Raw genomic sequence first — 15,321 nt, 5'->3', positions numbered from 1 at the left:
TAAAACACAGGGACTATTTTTTGTAAAACACAGAGACTATTTTTGTAAAACACAGGTGCTATCAGGTCAACAATTTTTCCAGTGTGCGCTCATAAATCCCGGTAAGTTTATTTAAATCATCGGCGCTAATACATTCGTTCACTTTGTGGATAGTGGCGTTGATTGGCCCCAGCTCCACTACTTGCGCGCCGGTAGGGGCGATAAAACGGCCATCGGAGGTGCCACCGGAGGTTGAGAGTTCTGCATCCAAACCGGTTTCGATTTTGATCGCATCCACAACCGCATTTACCAAATCACCGCGCGGTGTCAGGAACGGCTGGCCGCTCAGTATCCATTGCAGGTCATAGGTAAGCTGGTGTTTATTTAAAATCATCTCCGTGCGCTCGCGCAGTATTTGATCGGTGAGTTCGGTAGAAAAACGGAAATTGAATACCACTTCCACTTCACCGGGAATCACATTGGTAGCGCCAGTGCCGCCATTTATATTGGAAACTTGAAAACTGGTGGCGGGGAAAAATTCGTTGCCGTTATCCCAGTGGGCTGCAGCTAATTCTGCCAGTGCAGGGGCAAGTTTATGAATCGGGTTATCGGCCAGGTGCGGGTAGGCCACATGCCCCTGAATGCCTCTCACTTTTAAGATCGCGCCGAGCGAACCGCGTCGGCCATTTTTAATCACGTCACCAACTTGTGCGGTACTTGAGGGCTCGCCCACAATGCACCAGGTCATTTTGGTATTGCGCGCTTCCAGCCACTCCACCACTTTTACCGTGCCGTTAATGGAGGGACCTTCTTCGTCGCTGGTAATTAAAAAGGCGATACGGCCTTTGTGATCGGGGTATTTGGCGATGAAGTTTTCGCAGGCGACCACCATACAGGCGAGTGAACCTTTCATATCTGCCGCGCCGCGCCCGTGCAGCATGCCGTCGATAATTTGTGGTTCAAAGGGTGGATTATTCCAGTTTGTTTCGGGGCCGGTAGGCACTACATCGGTATGGCCTGCAAACGCCAAAATCGGGCCGTTCGCGTCGTCGCTGCCCTCGCGAATACTCCAAAAATTATCCACCTCACCAAAACGCAAACGCTCGGTTTTAAAGCCAATCGCTTCAAGGCGTTGAATCATCATTTCCTGGCAGCCATCGTCCTCTGGTGTTACCGAGCGGCAGCGAATTAAATCAGTAGCAAGTTGCAATGTGGGTGTTAAGGCAGAAGTCATGGCGATATCCAGAAAGAAGAGGCCGCAAAATAAGATGCGATTAAAGATGGCGCCGATTCTACAGGTTTGCGACGGGTGGCTCTAGCAAGGCAGGTTTGATTGCGGGCAGAAAAAAGCCCTCCGGCGGAGGGCTGTGCGGGTTTAACTGGCTTTGTTATTGATGCTGATGCGTTTGCTTTCACTTGGTGGTAACGCTTTGCGCGGAATAGTGATCTCCAGCAAACCGTGATTCATGGACGCGCTTATCTCGTCCTGGTTGCAATCCTCTGGCAGGGTGAGTACACGCTGAAAACTGCCAAAAGAACGCTCCATCCGGTAGTAGTGTTTATCGCTGGATTCTTTTTCCTCTTTTTTCTCACCGCGAATAGTAAGTACACCTTTGTTGATTTCCAGATTGATGTCCTTCTCGGTCAAGCCGGGTGCCTCCAGGCTGATCTGGTAACTCTTGTCATCGCTTGCAACATTTAATTTGGCCTGAAAACCGGTGATGTTGAATAGCCCGTCTTTTGGCCAGCGGTTGTTGAGCGATGGCATATTGAAATCGCGAAAGGTTGCATCAAATAACCGATCAATATCCCGCTGCAAACGCAGCATGGGGTGACTGCCGGTGGTGTTGTCTTTTTCTTCCTTGCTGGCACTGGTTGTAGTGGGCGCTTGTTGCCCGGCATCTTCATGTTTAAACCAGTTCCAGGGGTTGAGTTGCAATCTGTTCATAAGCACCTCCTGTTGTGGTGAATCATCGGTAGTTAAGTGTGGCTGACATAACTGTCAATAACAGCCTAGCGCCAATGACCCGCTGCACATTTGTGTTGGATCAAATAGCGCGGTTAATTATTAACTAAGGCTGGAATTGCCTGACTTCAAGCCATGTTGCTAGATGCTTTTTCTATAAAAACAAATGCCAACATAAATTTGTTTTATTAATCTGTGCCTATCCTTTTTCACGGGTTTTTCATGGTCATTAAATTTTTTTATCTGGTGCCTTGAACTTTATTTATGGTGTCCTTATCTAAGGCCGCAGCTTCGTTAGCTACGATTGTTTTGTGGGAATAATCCCGTTACTGAGGAAAAAACAATGTATAACGCGAACCTTATTCATAACGCGGTTATCCAATTCTCGCTCTTGTTTTTTGCGCGCTTCTGGCGCCCCCCGCCCATATTTCTTGCGGTTTAACGCACTGTATTTCTAACTGAATTCTTGTTGTTATCTTTCGTCCATTAATCTGGAGGCTTTTATGCTGGCAGTGTCAAAACTCAAGCGAGCCTACGGCGATTTTGTGGCGGCCGATGAGGTCAGTTTTATTATCGCCAAAGGTGAAATCGTAGGTTTGCTTGGCCACAATGGGGCAGGCAAAACTACCGTCATGAAAATGTTAAGCGGTTATTTGGAGCCCAGTGCAGGAACCATTCAGTTTCAGGGGCTGGCTCTGGCGGATAATCTCAAAACCTTGCAGCGTAAAATTGGTTATTTGCCAGAAAATTTACCGATTTACCCTGAAATGTCGGTGGCCGCTTATTTGGATTACGCGGCCGAGCTTAAAGGTTTGCAGGGCGCGGAAAAACAGCGCGACATAAAGCGTGTGATTGACGCGACTGACATAAAAAATAAATTGCTGGCGCCCATTGCCAGTTTGTCGCGCGGTTACAAACAGCGCGTGGGGGTAGCACAAGCATTGCTCGGTCGCCCCGCACTGTTAATTCTGGATGAACCCACCAACGGCCTGGACCCACAGCAAACCCTGCAAATGCGTGAGTTAATTCGCACTATTGCGCAGGAGGCGACAGTTATTTTATCCACCCACATTATGCAAGAAGTGGATGCCTTGTGTGACCGCGTATTGATGATGCGCGCGGGGCGCTTGGTATTGGATGAAAAATTGTCGGAGTTGCGCCGCGCCCACTCCTTGTTACTCACCACCAATCAATCCCATGCTGAACTGGAGCCAGTGCTGCGCTGTGTAACTGGCGTAAAAACAATTGAAACTCTCGGTAAAAATGCACATGGCGAGCAACTGCGTATTCACTTGGGCGATGCCGCTGACGTGCAAGCCACTACGGCTGCGCTGGCGCGTTTAGTGTTGGAAAACAACGCGGAGTTATACCAGCTGCAACCCGAAACCCGCGACCTGGAAAGCCTGTTCCGCGATATCAACAATGCCACGCTGAGCGCGAAAGAAACGCTGGAGGTTGATCGTGCTGCCTAACACTACGATTACAAAAATTGCCAAAAAAGAAATCGGTTTATTTTTTTCCTCGCCGATCGCCTATTTATTTTTAGCCGCTTTTGCGGCTGTCAGTTTATTTGCGTTTTTTTGGGGAGAAGCTTTTTTTGCCCGCAATATTGCCGATGTACGCCCGCTGTTCGAATGGATGCCGCTGCTGCTGATTTTTTTGTGCAGCACTATCACCATGCGTTTATGGAGTGAGGAACGCCGCAGCGGCACGCTTGAGCATGTACTTACCCAACCCGTGCCGCTGTGGCATTTTGTGGTGGGTAAATTTTTGGGCTGCATGGTGTTGTTGGTGATTGCACTGGCGATCACTTTGCCGCTCCCCATTACTGTTGCAGTGCTGGGCGATTTGGATTGGGGGCCGGTAGCAGCGGGTTATGTGGCAACCTTATTGTTGGGTGCTGCTTACTTGAGTATGGGGTTGTTTGTATCTGCGCGCAGCGATAATCAAATAGTCAGTTTGATTAGTGCCGTGGCACTCTGCGGGGTTTTTTATTTGTTGGGCAGCAGTGCAATTACCAATTTGATGGGCAATAGCGCCGCCGAATATTTACGTTTGCTGGCTACCGGTGCGCGTTTTGATTCTATCGCCCGTGGGGTGATTGATCTGCGCGATTTGTATTTTTATATCAGCCTGGTGTTGGTGTTTCTCGCCTTAAATACCTACGCTTTGGAGCGCGAACGCTGGGCAGCCACCGGCAACAAAACCCATCATGGTCGCTGGCGTTCTGTTACCGCGCTGTTGTTGATTAATGCCTTGGCAGCCAATCTCTGGCTCGGCCAAATTAATAGCCTGCGTATTGACACCACTCGAGGCAATCAATATTCCATTTCTACTGCAACCGAACACTATTTGCAGCAACTGCAAGAACCCTTGTTACTGCGCGGATATTTCAGCGGCAAAACCCATCCGCTGTTATCACCGCTGGTGCCGCAGCTGCGCGACTTGATGAAAGAATATGAAGTGGAAGGCAAGGGTTTAGTGCGCGTGGAATTTGTGGATCCGGTAACTGACCCGGAGTTGGAGCAAGAGGCAAATCAGAAATATGCCATTCAACCCGTGCCCTTCCAAATTTCGGATCGCTACCAAGCTTCGCTGGTGAATTCCTATTTCAACGTGTTGGTTCAGTATGGCGATGAATATCAAGTGCTGGGCTTTCGCGATTTAATTGAAGTAAAAAGTGCCGGCGAAACCGATTTGGATGTGCAACTGCGCAACCCCGAACACGATTTAACCCGCGCGATTAAAAAAGTGCTGCATTCTTATCAAGCGGGCGGCAATTTGTTTGACACAGTAAAAGGCGAGCTGCGTTTTACTGCCTATGTGTCAGCGGATAATCGCCTGCCTGAGGCGCTTAAAAACTTTAAGGATCTGGTTAGTGCTGAGGTGAATAAACAACGCGAAAAATCGGGCGAGCGTTTGCAGTTGGAGTTTCTCGACCCGGATGCTAATGGCGGTGAATTGGGGCAGCGCATCGCTCAGGATTATGGTTTTAATCCTCTGGCGACCAGTTTGCTCAGCAATGAACGTTTTTATTTTTACATGACCTTGGCGCAGGGTGAGCAGTTGGTGCAGATCCCGCTGGATGATATGAGTGCGGCAAGTTTTGAGCGCAACTTTAACGCCGCCCTGAAACGATTCGCTTCAGGTTTCACCAAAACGGTAGCGCTGGTGACTCCAGCGGCGGATATGGGCGGCTACTATGGTGCTCCGGCGGGGCCGCAATTTAATCAGCTGCAGGAATTTCTCGGTGCAGAATTAAATGTGCAACGCGAGGATTTGTCCGACGGCAGTGTGAGCGGTGAGGCGGATGTATTATTGCTCGCAGCCCCCAAAGAATTGGGCGAAAAAGAATTGTTCGCGGTGGATCAATTCCTTATGCAAGGTGGCACGGTAATTATGGCCAGCTCGCCCTACAGCGCCTCGGTCAGCCAGCGCAGTTTGAGTTTGCAAAAACACAACAGTGGTGTGCAGCAATGGCTTGCCCATCACGGTATTCGCATGGAAGAAAAGTTGGTGATGGATAAACAAAACTTGCCTTTCCCAATTCCCGTGAGCCGCAATCTGGGTGGTTTCAGTGTGCAGGAAATGCGCATGGTGGATTACCCTTATTTTGTGGATGTGCGTGGGCAAGGTTTGAATGCGGAGAACCCTATCACCAGCGGTTTGCCACAGGCGAGTCTTGCATGGGCTTCACCTATCGCGCTGGATGCTGACAAAAATCAGCAGCGCCGAATTACCGAATTGCTACGCAGTTCGGACAGCGCATGGCTGAGTGGCGATATGAATATAGTGCCGCAAGTCAACAGCGATGGTTTGTCACGCTTTATTCCTGTGGGCGAACAAAAATCCCATTTGTTGGGTGTGATTAGTCAGGGCCGTTTTGATTCTTTTTTTGCCGGAAAAAATTCGCCCTTGCTGGTCAATACAAACGCAAACACAAACGCCGATACAACCGCGGCAGGAGCTTCCGAGGCTGAGGCAGATAATGGCGATGCGGCTTTATCTACTACACAAACAGTGAGCAGTGTTATTCAACACTCTCCGGAATCTGCACGCATTATTTTATTCAGCTCCAACGATTTCCTGAGCGATGCCGTCATCAATATGACCGGTATGGCCACCGGTGGGCAGTATCTTAATTCGGTGCAATTGCTTGCCAACACGGTGGATTGGGCGCTAGAGGATGAAGGGCTGGTAAGTATTCGCGCGCGCGGCAATTTCAACCGCACTCTGCCCGCTATGGAACAAACAAGCCAAGTTTTTTGGGAGTATTTAAATTACGCATTAGCGCTGGGTGCGCTGTTGTTGGTGGGGCTGGTGCAGCGTCAGTTTAAACGTCGTCGCGAACAACAGTACCAGCAGTGGCTGGCGAACTAATCACACTCACTATTGACCAGAAAGAGGTGAATAATGAACCAAGCAGTAACCATTAATGTTGCCCGGAGTAATAGGGTAGAAACCATGCGGGATATGGGGCGCTGGCAACAACGCCTGTGGCTCTTGTTGGTGATTCAAGTGTTATTGGTGGTGGGAGTTTATGCCTATCAACAGAACTCCCGTGCAACACCAACGGCGGTACCCTTGTTGCCAGTGTCCACCAACGTGATTGATCGCATTGAAATCGCTGATGCGACAACTAGTGTGCACCTGAATAAACAAGCGAATCGCTGGCAACTCACGCAGTCGTCCTTACCGGTAGATAATGAAAAAATCACCGCATTGTTGGAGAAGTTAAACGGATTGCGGTTGACTTGGCCGGTTGCCAATACCGCATCCAGCCACGAGCGGTTTGAAGTAGGCGAACAAAAATTCCAGCGCAAATTGCGCCTTTATGAAGGTGATAAATTGCAGGCGGAATTTTATTTAGGCAGTTCACCTGGTTTCAAAAAAGTGCATTTGCGCCGTGCGGGTGATAATCAGGTCTACAGCGTTGCACTCAGCACTATGGATGCAGCCACCAGCGGTGATGATTGGTTGAATAAACAACTGCTCACTACTAACAATCCAGTCAACATCAAAGGGCGCGATTACGAGCTGCAAAGGCAAGGTGAAAACTGGCAATTAGTTGATGAAACCGGTGCGTCATTAAACACCGAAAATGTGACAGCCTTGGTGAAGGCGCTGGCTAGTTTGCAGGTGCAGTCTGTGGTGCAAGAAGCACCGAAGGGCGAGCCCATTACTCTTGCGGTAAAAAGTGCAGAAGGCAATTGGCAGTATGAATTTATCAAGACCGACGCTGGGCATGTTGTCAAACGCAGTGATCGCGAACAGTACTTTTCACTGAGTCAGTATGAGTATGAACGTATCGCTCAGGTCGTGCGTGAAAATCTATTGGCGCCGGCGACTACGCAGACAAGTCCGACAACATCAAACTCTGCGGCGACCAACCCGGTAGAGGCTGTTGTGCAAGAAGCTACCAAAGGTTTGTTAGGAAATTGACCTAACTAAAAACAAACAGCCCGGCATATGCCGGGCTGTTGTTATTTGTATCTATATTTCTAGCTATCGCTATTTGCTTTTTGTTCAGCGGTGCTTAACCCGCCAAACCAACATAAACTTCATGCACATCGTCGTCGTTATCAATCGCGGCGAGGAATGCTTCAACTTCTGCCAAGGCTTCATCGCTCAAGCTGACGGGGTTTTTAGGTTTGTAACCCAGCTTGGCAGATACCACCGTAAAACCGTGGTCGGGCAGCGCTTTTTGCACTAAATCCAAATCGGTTAAATCGGTGTAAAAAGTGACTGTGCCGTCATCATCCAATTCAAAATCCTGTGCGCCTGCTTCAATCGCCGCCATTTCTGCGTCGGCATCGGCGTTGGCAGCTGTGGCTTCGATAATGCCCAGGTGATCAAAATCCCAGGACACAGAACCGGAAGTACCCAACTGGCCTTTGCGGAATAAACCGCGAATATTGGAGATGGTGCGGTTGACGTTGTCGGTAAGGCATTCAACGATCACGGGAACCTGATGCGGTGCGTAACCTTCATAGGTGACTTTTTCGTAGCTGGCGGCGCCGTCGAGTTGCCCCGAGCCTTTTTTAATGGCGCGCTCCAATGTCTCGCGTGTCATTGAGGCTTTTTTGGCTTGAACGATAGCGAGGCGTAGGCGCGGGTTCATATCCGGGTCTGCACCCGAGCGTGCTGCGATCATAATTTCTTTGGTGAGTTTGGTAAAAATTTTACCTTTTGCGCTCGCAGCTTCTTCTTTATGTTTTGCTTTCCATTGTGCGCCCATGATTATCGCCTCGTTGTTTGCACAAACCCATTGTGCCTGGTTTATCGGTAGGGGCAGCTGCTTGCTGCGCCCGTTGTATGTAAATTATTTTGTATTCATCAGGGCACAATAAATTGCGCCCGAACAAATCAAATTAATTCGCGTGCAATGCAGTATTTAATTGCAGTGCACTTTTATTGGTAACCACTTCCACGCGGCCCGTGATGGAATTGCGACGGAATACCAAATCACTCACACCGGCAAGTTCACGCGCTTTGATAGTTTTTACTTCGTTGCCCGCATCGTCCAATACCACCACTTTAGTTCCAGCGGTAATATAAAGGCCAGATTCTACTTTGCAGCGGTCGCCCAGTGGAATACCAATACCGGCGTTAGCGCCAATCAATGACTCTTTACCAACAGAAATGACAATGTTCCCGCCGCCCGACAAGGTGCCCATGGTGGAGCTACCGCCGCCCAAATCCGAACCGGCACCGACAAATACACCGGCAGAAATACGGCCTTCAATCATCGCCGGGCCTTCAGTGCCCGCATTAAAGTTAACGAAACCTTCGTGCATGATGGTGGTGCCTTCGCCCAAGTATGCGCCTAAACGTACCCGCGCCGTGTGCGCAACACGTACACCTTTAGGCACTACGTAGTTGGTCATTTTGGGGAATTTATCCACGCAGGATACTTCCAGTTCTTCGCCATTTAAACGCGCCTGTAATTGACGTGCAGGTAATTCGTTTACATCGATCGCACCTTGATTAGTCCAGGCAACATTGGGCAGTACGCCAAAAATTCCGGCGAGTACGGTGTTGTGTGGTTTCACCAATCGGTGCGACAACAAATGCAATTTCAAATAGCCTTCAGGAATCGATGTGGGGTTGGTATCGGTTGCGAGCAGTGTGGCGACCAATGGACGTTTGCTTGTCGCCAGTGATTTTGCCAACTCGGCTTGCGCGCTGTCGCCAGCAATGGTGAGTGCTTGGGCGATTTCATTGGCTTGATTGGTGGACAGTGCAATCGCTTGATTGCCATCGGTATAACCCACAATGGTGGCAATCGCGCGCGCAACTGCTTCTGACGGTGCGAGTACTGGCTGTGCATAAAACACTTCCAGCCATTCACCTTTTGCGTTCTGTGTGCCTATACCTAAACCGAGTGCGTAGAGTTGAGTCATGTTTTTTTCCTGACAATAGTGCAAATAATTAATTAAAAATGGCGCTGTATTCGGTGTCTTTAAAACCGACGTGTTTTTGTTTGCCGGTATCGAGCAATGGGCGTTTTATCAATGTCGGGTTGGCACTGATCACCTTTGCTGCAGTGGCTTCACTAAAATTATTTTTGATTGCATCGTCTAATTCTTTCCACGTAGTACTGCGTTTATTCACCAGTGCATCCAAACCGATTTCAGCAATCCAGGTTTCTACTTGTGCGCTGGTTAAACCATCGGCACGGAAGTCGTGAAAGCGGTAATCTACTTTATGTTGTTCAAGCCAGCTACGGGCTTTTTTGACGGTGTCGCAGTTTTTAATGCCGTATAAGGTGGTCATATTCTTTCGTCGTGTGAAGAAGGTTATGGTTTCAAAACAATTTTTGGTTTCTTGCGTTGCGGATAACAGGTTCTGCAAATATCGCATACTGTGCCATCACAACCGCGTGCGGAGCAAAACTCGCGCCCGTAATAAATGATTTGTAAATGCAATGCGTTCCAGCTGCTTTGGGGAAAAAGACGTTTTAAATCTTTTTCGGTTTGCACCACATTTTTACCGTTGGTTAAACCCCAACGCTGCGCGAGGCGGTGAATGTGGGTATCTACCGCAAATGCGGGTACACCAAATGCCTGGCTCATCACTACGCTCGCCGTTTTATGGCCTACACCTGGCAAGCGCTCCAGTGCCGCCCAATCCTGTGGCACCTGACCATTATGTTCTTCCACCAGCATTTTGGATAACACCGAAATCGCTTTGGATTTTTGTGGTGATAATCCACAGGGGCGAATAATTTCCTGAATTTTTTCAACGGGCACTTTGGCCATATCGAAAGGATTGTCTGCCAACTCAAACAAGGCGGGCGTAACGGTATTAACTCGTTCGTCTGTGCACTGGGCGGACAGAAGAACTGCGATGAGCAATGTATAGGCATCTTTGTGATGCAAAGGTATTGGCGGGTTAGGATAAAGGCTTTGCAATCGCTGCAAAATAAACTCAACCCGCGCGCTTTTGCTTAAGTTTTTTAACGCTTCACTCATAGCGATTTTACAAAAGCTTTGATTCGTTCGGCCGCTTCAATGCATTCCGCTAAAGGCGCAACCAATGCGAGGCGCACATAATATTCGCCGGGGTTCATGCCATCGGTTTCACGCGCTAAATAACTGCCGGGCAAGGTAGTTACCTTTTGTTGGGCATACAATTGTTGTGCAAACAATTCACCTTTAATGGGCGTTTTTGGCCAGAGGTAAAAACTTGCATCCGGTTTTTGTACTTCCAGGCAACCATCAAGCACTTTTAATACCGCATCAAATTTTGCGCGGTATGCATCCCGGTTGGCGATCACGTGTTGCTCATCCTGCCATGCGGCCACACTGGCAAGTTGTGTTGGCACTGGCATAGCGCAACCGTGGTAGGTGCGATAGAGCAAAAACTTTTCCAGAATTTTGGCATCGCCACCCACAAAACCAGAGCGCAACCCCGGCAGGTTAGAGCGTTTGGATAGGCTGTGAAAAACCACGCAACGGGCAAAATCATCGCGGCCTAGCTCTGCACAGGCTTGCAGTAATCCAACGGGTGGATTCTGTTCATCAAAATACAATTCTGAGTAACATTCGTCGGAGGCGATTACAAAATCATACTGGTCGGCAAGTGCAATCAATTCTTTGAATTGCGCAGCGCTCATTACCGCGCCCGTCGGGTTACCCGGTGAACAAATAAATAATAATTGGCAGCGCTCCCATATCGATGCGGGGACTGCAGAAAAATCCGGAATAAAGTTATTGTCTGGCGTGCAGTTTAAAAAATAAGGTTCTGCACCGGAGAGAATCGCTGCACCTTCGTAAATTTGATAGAAAGGGTTGGGCGATACTATTAACGGATTGGTTTTGCTGCGATCAATAATCGCTTGTGCAAAGGCAAATAACGCTTCCCGTGTACCGTTTACCGGCAATACATGGTTCTCTGCAGTAAAACTACCAGCGTTAAGTTGAAAACGTTTGGTCGCCCAAGTGGCGATTGCCGTGCGTAGTTCTGGCAAGCCTTTGGTGGTTGGGTAATTCGATAATTTATGTAAATTATTAACGAGAGTATCCAATACAAACACTGGTGGTTCGTGTTTGGGCTCACCGATGGACAGCATAATGTCGGTTAACCCGGGCGGAGCAGAAACGGCTGCTTTGAGCGCGGCCAGTTTTTCAAAAGGGTATGGATGAAGCTGGTTTAAATCCGGGTTCATAGTTAGATCAACAATAATTAGTGTTTATCAACGCGCTTATCGAGTTGCTCGCGAATTTCTTGCTGCAGTTTTTCGCACAGTGCAACATCGCCCAAGGGTTTTCCATCGTTATCAGCAATGAAAAAAATGTCCTCTACTCGCTCACCCAGGGTGGCGATTTTGGCATTGAGCAGTTGAATGTCGTAATCCATAAAGATTCGCCCTATGCACGCAAGCAAGCCCGGTCTGTCGGGGCTTATAACTTCCAATACGCTGCAATTGCGAATGGTATCGGTACTGAGTGAAGTGCGGGTGGGTGATGCAAAGTATTTCAGGCGGCGCGGTGTGCGGCGGCCAATAACATCGCGGTAGTTATCCACCAAACTCAATTCTTCCATCAACCCCTGCTGGATTTTTTTAAGTAGGGTTTGATTGTTACCGAGTGGTTCGCCGTTTTCATTGAGCACAAAAAAGGTATCTATGGTGTAGCCGGATTTTGAGCTGTAAATCTTGGCGTCTTGAATGCTGAGGTTTAATAAGCTCAGCGCCGTTGCAGCTGCGACAAATACATTTTTCTGGTTTTTGCTGTACACAAAAATTTGTGTGGCACCAGCCAACTCTTTGCTGGTGGTTTTTTTAATCAAAATTAAAGGCTTGTCATCGGTGCGTGCCGCAATCGCCTCGGTATGCCAGGCAATATCGGTAAAGTTTTCGCGTAGAAAATAGTCCTCATCCATATCGCCCCACAGGGCAATGACTTGTTCTTTGCTTAAGCCCTTGCGCGCCAGTTTACGAATCGCGGCCTGCTGGGTTTCCTCAATCAAATCGTGTTTATCGACAGTGTTTTCCAAACCGCGACGCAAGGCGCGGCGGGTATCCAGATACAAATTGCGCATTAAACTCGCGCGCCAGGTATTCCACAATTCTTTGTTGGTGCCGTTAATGTCAGCCACAGTGAGGCAATAAAGGTAATCAAGGTGTAACTGATCGCCTACGGTGAGGGCAAAATTATGAATAATATCCGGGTCTGAAATGTCCTGCTTTTGTGACACTTGCGACATCAGCAAATGTTTTTCTACCAGCCAGCAGATCAAGCGGGTTTCGCGCGGTGAAATACCGTGGCGGGTACAGAACTCTTCTGCATCCACCGCACCCAGTGTGGAGTGATCGCCACCGCGGCCTTTGCCAATATCGTGATACAAGCCTGCAATATACAGCAGCTCCAATTTTGGCAGGCGCGTCATAATCGTTGCGGCAACCGGAAAATCTTCTTTCGCGGATGGCAATAAAAAGTTACACATGTTTTGCACTACTTTTAGCGTGTGTGCATCCACTGTGTAGATATGAAATAAATCGTGCTGCATTTGACCGGTTACTTGACCAAACTCCGGTAAATACAAACCGAGAATGCCGTAGCGCGACATCCGCTTTAGTTGTTCAACCAAACCTGCAGGGTGTTGCAATAGTTTGATAAATAATTGGGTGTTTTTGGGGTTGCTGCGGAATTGGTCATCAATAAGATAGCGACTCTCGCGAATCCAGCGAATAGTAGAGGCGCGCACCCCCTGAATCTGTGGGTTTTGTGCCATGAGCACAAATATTTCTAATAAGGCAGACGGGTTTTCTTCAAATACGTAGGTGTGCGTTGCCTCGATGAAATTATCGCGCAATTGAAAGCGTTCATTGATAGAAACAACATTTTTGGTTTTGCCTTTTTGTAGAATCGCTTCCGACAAAAATTGCAGCACTACGTCATTTAATTCGCGCAGGGCAAGTACAGTGCGATAGTACTTGTGCATGAACTGTTCTACTGCCAGCCCTTCGTGGTTGTCGGTGTAGCCAAACAGTTTGGCAATTTCCCGTTGGTAATCAAATAGCAGTCGCTCTTCCGGGCGTTTCGCTACCATATGCAATGCATAACGCACGCGCCATAAATATTCTTCGCCGGAATTGATAAGTGAAAATTCTTCGTCGGTAAAAAAACCTTTACCTTCCAGTTGTTTGATGGTGCGTACACCAAAGTAACGTTTGGTCACCCAATTAATAGTTTGGATGTCGCGCAGCCCACCGGGCGCATTTTTGATATTGGGTTCCAGGTTGTATTCGGTGTCGTTATATTTCTTGTGGCGATCCAGTTGTTCTTGATATTTTGCACTGAAAAAATCTTCAATCGGCCAGATTTTATCGGGCGCGGCTTCTTTCATTAATTCGTGACGCAGTGATGCATCTCCCACCAGCGTACGCGACTCCATGATGTTGGTGGCGACGGTAATGTCGGTGCGAGCTATATCAATCGTTTGTTTGACAGTGCGCACGCTGCTGCCAATTTCCAAGCCTATATCCCACAGCAGTGTGAGAAATTTTTCGATATTTTCTTTGCAGCTTTCAAATACATCCGGGTGATGCAAAATCAATAGATCGATATCGGAACCTGGGTGCAGTTCACCACGGCCATAACCGCCAACTGCTTCCAGGCTGATACGCGCGGGCCAGCGGAATTGGTGCCAGGCGTAGTGCAATACGCAATCAATAAACAGTGCGCGTTCATACACCAAACTGCGAATATCTTCGCCCTCAATAAAACGGCGGTTGGCTTGGGTGCTTGCTGCATTAATTGCGTCCTTGAAGACGCCAATGATAGGTTTTTCTGTTAACGCGCGGCGAAAGCGGCTCTGGTCAAAAAAGAATAGCGGCCGCTCGAAGTAGGGGACTTCCTCCATGGATACCGGGGTATCCATCGGGATGGATTCTGCACTATCGCTGCCAGAGGTATCCGTTTGGGGAGATTTGTTAAAAACGCGCGCGATAAAATCAGAAATGCTCATAAATTAAAATACTTCGCCGGTACGTGCGGTAAAAACCTCGACACCATTGCTGGTGACTACCATGGTGTGTTCCCACTGCGCCGAGAGTCGGCCGTCTTTTGTTTCCACTGTCCAGCCATCGCTTTTTAATTTGGTGTGGGGTTTGCCCGCGTTAATCATGGGTTCGATGGTGAAGCACATGCCTTCTTTTAATTCCATACCGGTATCAGGGCGACCATAGTGCAGGATTTGCGGATCTTCATGAAAAACCTTGCCTATGCCATGGCCACAGTATTCGCGTACTACGGAATAATAATTCGCTTCAGCATGCTGTTGGATAACGTGCCCAATATCGCCCAAACGGCAGCCAGGCTTAACCAGTTTAATGGCTTTGTACATGCATTCCTGGGTGACTTGTACCAACCGCTCCGCGTGGGGGGCGGGAGTGCCCACAAAATACATGGCACTGGTATCGCCGTGATAGCCCTCGTGGATCACTGTCACATCGATATTGATGATATCGCCTGACTTGAGCACTTTTTTCTCAGAGGGAATGCCGTGGCAAATCACCTGATTGACAGAGGTGCAAATGGATTTGGGAAAGCCGCGGTAGCCAAGGCAAGCGGGAATAGCTTTTTGTACATTCACTATGTGGTCGTGACAGATCTTGTCCAGCTCGGCGGTAGTTACGCCGGGTTGTACGTACTGGCCAATCATTTCCAATACTTCGGCGGCCATGCGACCAGCAATGCGCATTTTGGCGATTTCTTCGGGGGTTTTGATAGTAACTGACATGAATTCAGGGTATCCCGGCGGGTGAATAAAAGTTGCGGCATTCTAAACGATTCTGAACCGCTTTGACCAAGATCAATCCTTTATTGGCTCTATAGCTGCTGCTTCTATTATGCGCGTACCGGGTATAG

At 48.5% G+C, this 15,321-nt stretch carries 12 protein-coding genes; 3 read left to right on the top strand and 9 right to left on the bottom strand.

What is annotated here, in order from left to right; genetic code table 11:
• Positions 1–61: 61 nt before the first annotated feature.
• Entirely contained in the window at positions 62–1,213 is a 1,152-nt protein-coding gene (gene dapE / locus NNX04_RS08100) for a succinyl-diaminopimelate desuccinylase (protein ID WP_261948085.1), read from the bottom strand.
• 141 nt (positions 1,214–1,354) lie between these two features.
• On the bottom strand, positions 1,355–1,927 hold the full coding sequence (locus NNX04_RS08095; protein WP_261948084.1) for an Hsp20/alpha crystallin family protein: 573 nt from the start codon (positions 1,925–1,927) through the stop codon (positions 1,355–1,357).
• A 521-nt stretch (positions 1,928–2,448) separates the two neighbouring features.
• Here NNX04_RS08095 and NNX04_RS08090 point away from each other — a divergent pair.
• Genes NNX04_RS08090 through NNX04_RS08080 form a run of 3 tightly spaced genes read left to right on the top strand, consistent with a single transcriptional unit; the run spans position 2,449 to position 7,387 of the window.
• Entirely contained in the window at positions 2,449–3,417 is a 969-nt protein-coding gene (locus NNX04_RS08090) for an ABC transporter ATP-binding protein (RefSeq protein WP_261948083.1), read from the top strand.
• The gene (locus NNX04_RS08085; protein WP_261948082.1) at positions 3,407–6,325 is read left to right on the top strand and encodes a Gldg family protein; all 2,919 of its coding nucleotides are present in this window, start codon (positions 3,407–3,409) and stop codon (positions 6,323–6,325) included. Before NNX04_RS08090 ends, NNX04_RS08085 begins: the two co-directional genes overlap by 11 nt.
• Before the next feature lie 33 nt (positions 6,326–6,358).
• The gene (locus tag NNX04_RS08080; RefSeq protein WP_261948081.1) at positions 6,359–7,387 is read left to right on the top strand and encodes a DUF4340 domain-containing protein; all 1,029 of its coding nucleotides are present in this window, start codon (positions 6,359–6,361) and stop codon (positions 7,385–7,387) included.
• A gap of 94 nt (positions 7,388–7,481) precedes the next feature.
• Here NNX04_RS08080 and NNX04_RS08075 read toward each other — a convergent pair whose 3' ends face one another.
• The 7 genes from NNX04_RS08075 to map form a co-directional block, all read right to left on the bottom strand.
• The gene (locus NNX04_RS08075; RefSeq protein WP_261948080.1) at positions 7,482–8,183 is read right to left on the bottom strand and encodes a YebC/PmpR family DNA-binding transcriptional regulator; all 702 of its coding nucleotides are present in this window, start codon (positions 8,181–8,183) and stop codon (positions 7,482–7,484) included.
• Between the two features lie 133 nt (positions 8,184–8,316).
• Complete coding sequence (gene dapD, locus NNX04_RS08070) at positions 8,317–9,348, bottom strand: 2,3,4,5-tetrahydropyridine-2,6-dicarboxylate N-succinyltransferase (protein WP_261948079.1); 1,032 nt, start codon at positions 9,346–9,348, stop codon at positions 8,317–8,319.
• Positions 9,349–9,376: 28 nt separating this feature from the next.
• On the bottom strand, positions 9,377–9,721 hold the full coding sequence (locus NNX04_RS08065; protein WP_261948078.1) for an ArsC family reductase: 345 nt from the start codon (positions 9,719–9,721) through the stop codon (positions 9,377–9,379).
• Positions 9,722–9,744: 23 nt separating this feature from the next.
• On the bottom strand, positions 9,745–10,419 hold the full coding sequence (gene nth / locus NNX04_RS08060; protein WP_261948077.1) for an endonuclease III: 675 nt from the start codon (positions 10,417–10,419) through the stop codon (positions 9,745–9,747).
• Positions 10,416–11,615 (bottom strand): succinyldiaminopimelate transaminase, encoded by a 1,200-nt coding sequence (gene dapC, locus NNX04_RS08055; RefSeq protein ID WP_261948076.1) that lies wholly within the window; start codon positions 11,613–11,615, stop codon positions 10,416–10,418. Before dapC ends, nth begins: the two co-directional genes overlap by 4 nt.
• 17 nt (positions 11,616–11,632) lie before the next feature.
• On the bottom strand, positions 11,633–14,332 hold the full coding sequence (locus NNX04_RS08050; RefSeq protein WP_261948402.1) for a [protein-PII] uridylyltransferase: 2,700 nt from the start codon (positions 14,330–14,332) through the stop codon (positions 11,633–11,635).
• 90 nt (positions 14,333–14,422) lie between these two features.
• Positions 14,423–15,193 carry a type I methionyl aminopeptidase gene (gene map / locus NNX04_RS08045; protein ID WP_007642992.1) on the bottom strand — a complete coding sequence of 257 codons (771 nt, stop codon included), beginning with the start codon at positions 15,191–15,193 and terminating at the stop codon, positions 14,423–14,425.
• Positions 15,194–15,321 lie beyond the last annotated feature (128 nt).

Origin of the sequence: Cellvibrio sp. QJXJ (assembly GCF_024452345.1) — a bacterium.
Classification (GTDB): domain Bacteria; phylum Pseudomonadota; class Gammaproteobacteria; order Pseudomonadales; family Cellvibrionaceae; genus Cellvibrio.
The sequence above is the reverse complement of the archived record's forward strand: the minus strand, read 5'-3'. Positions and strand labels throughout refer to the sequence as shown.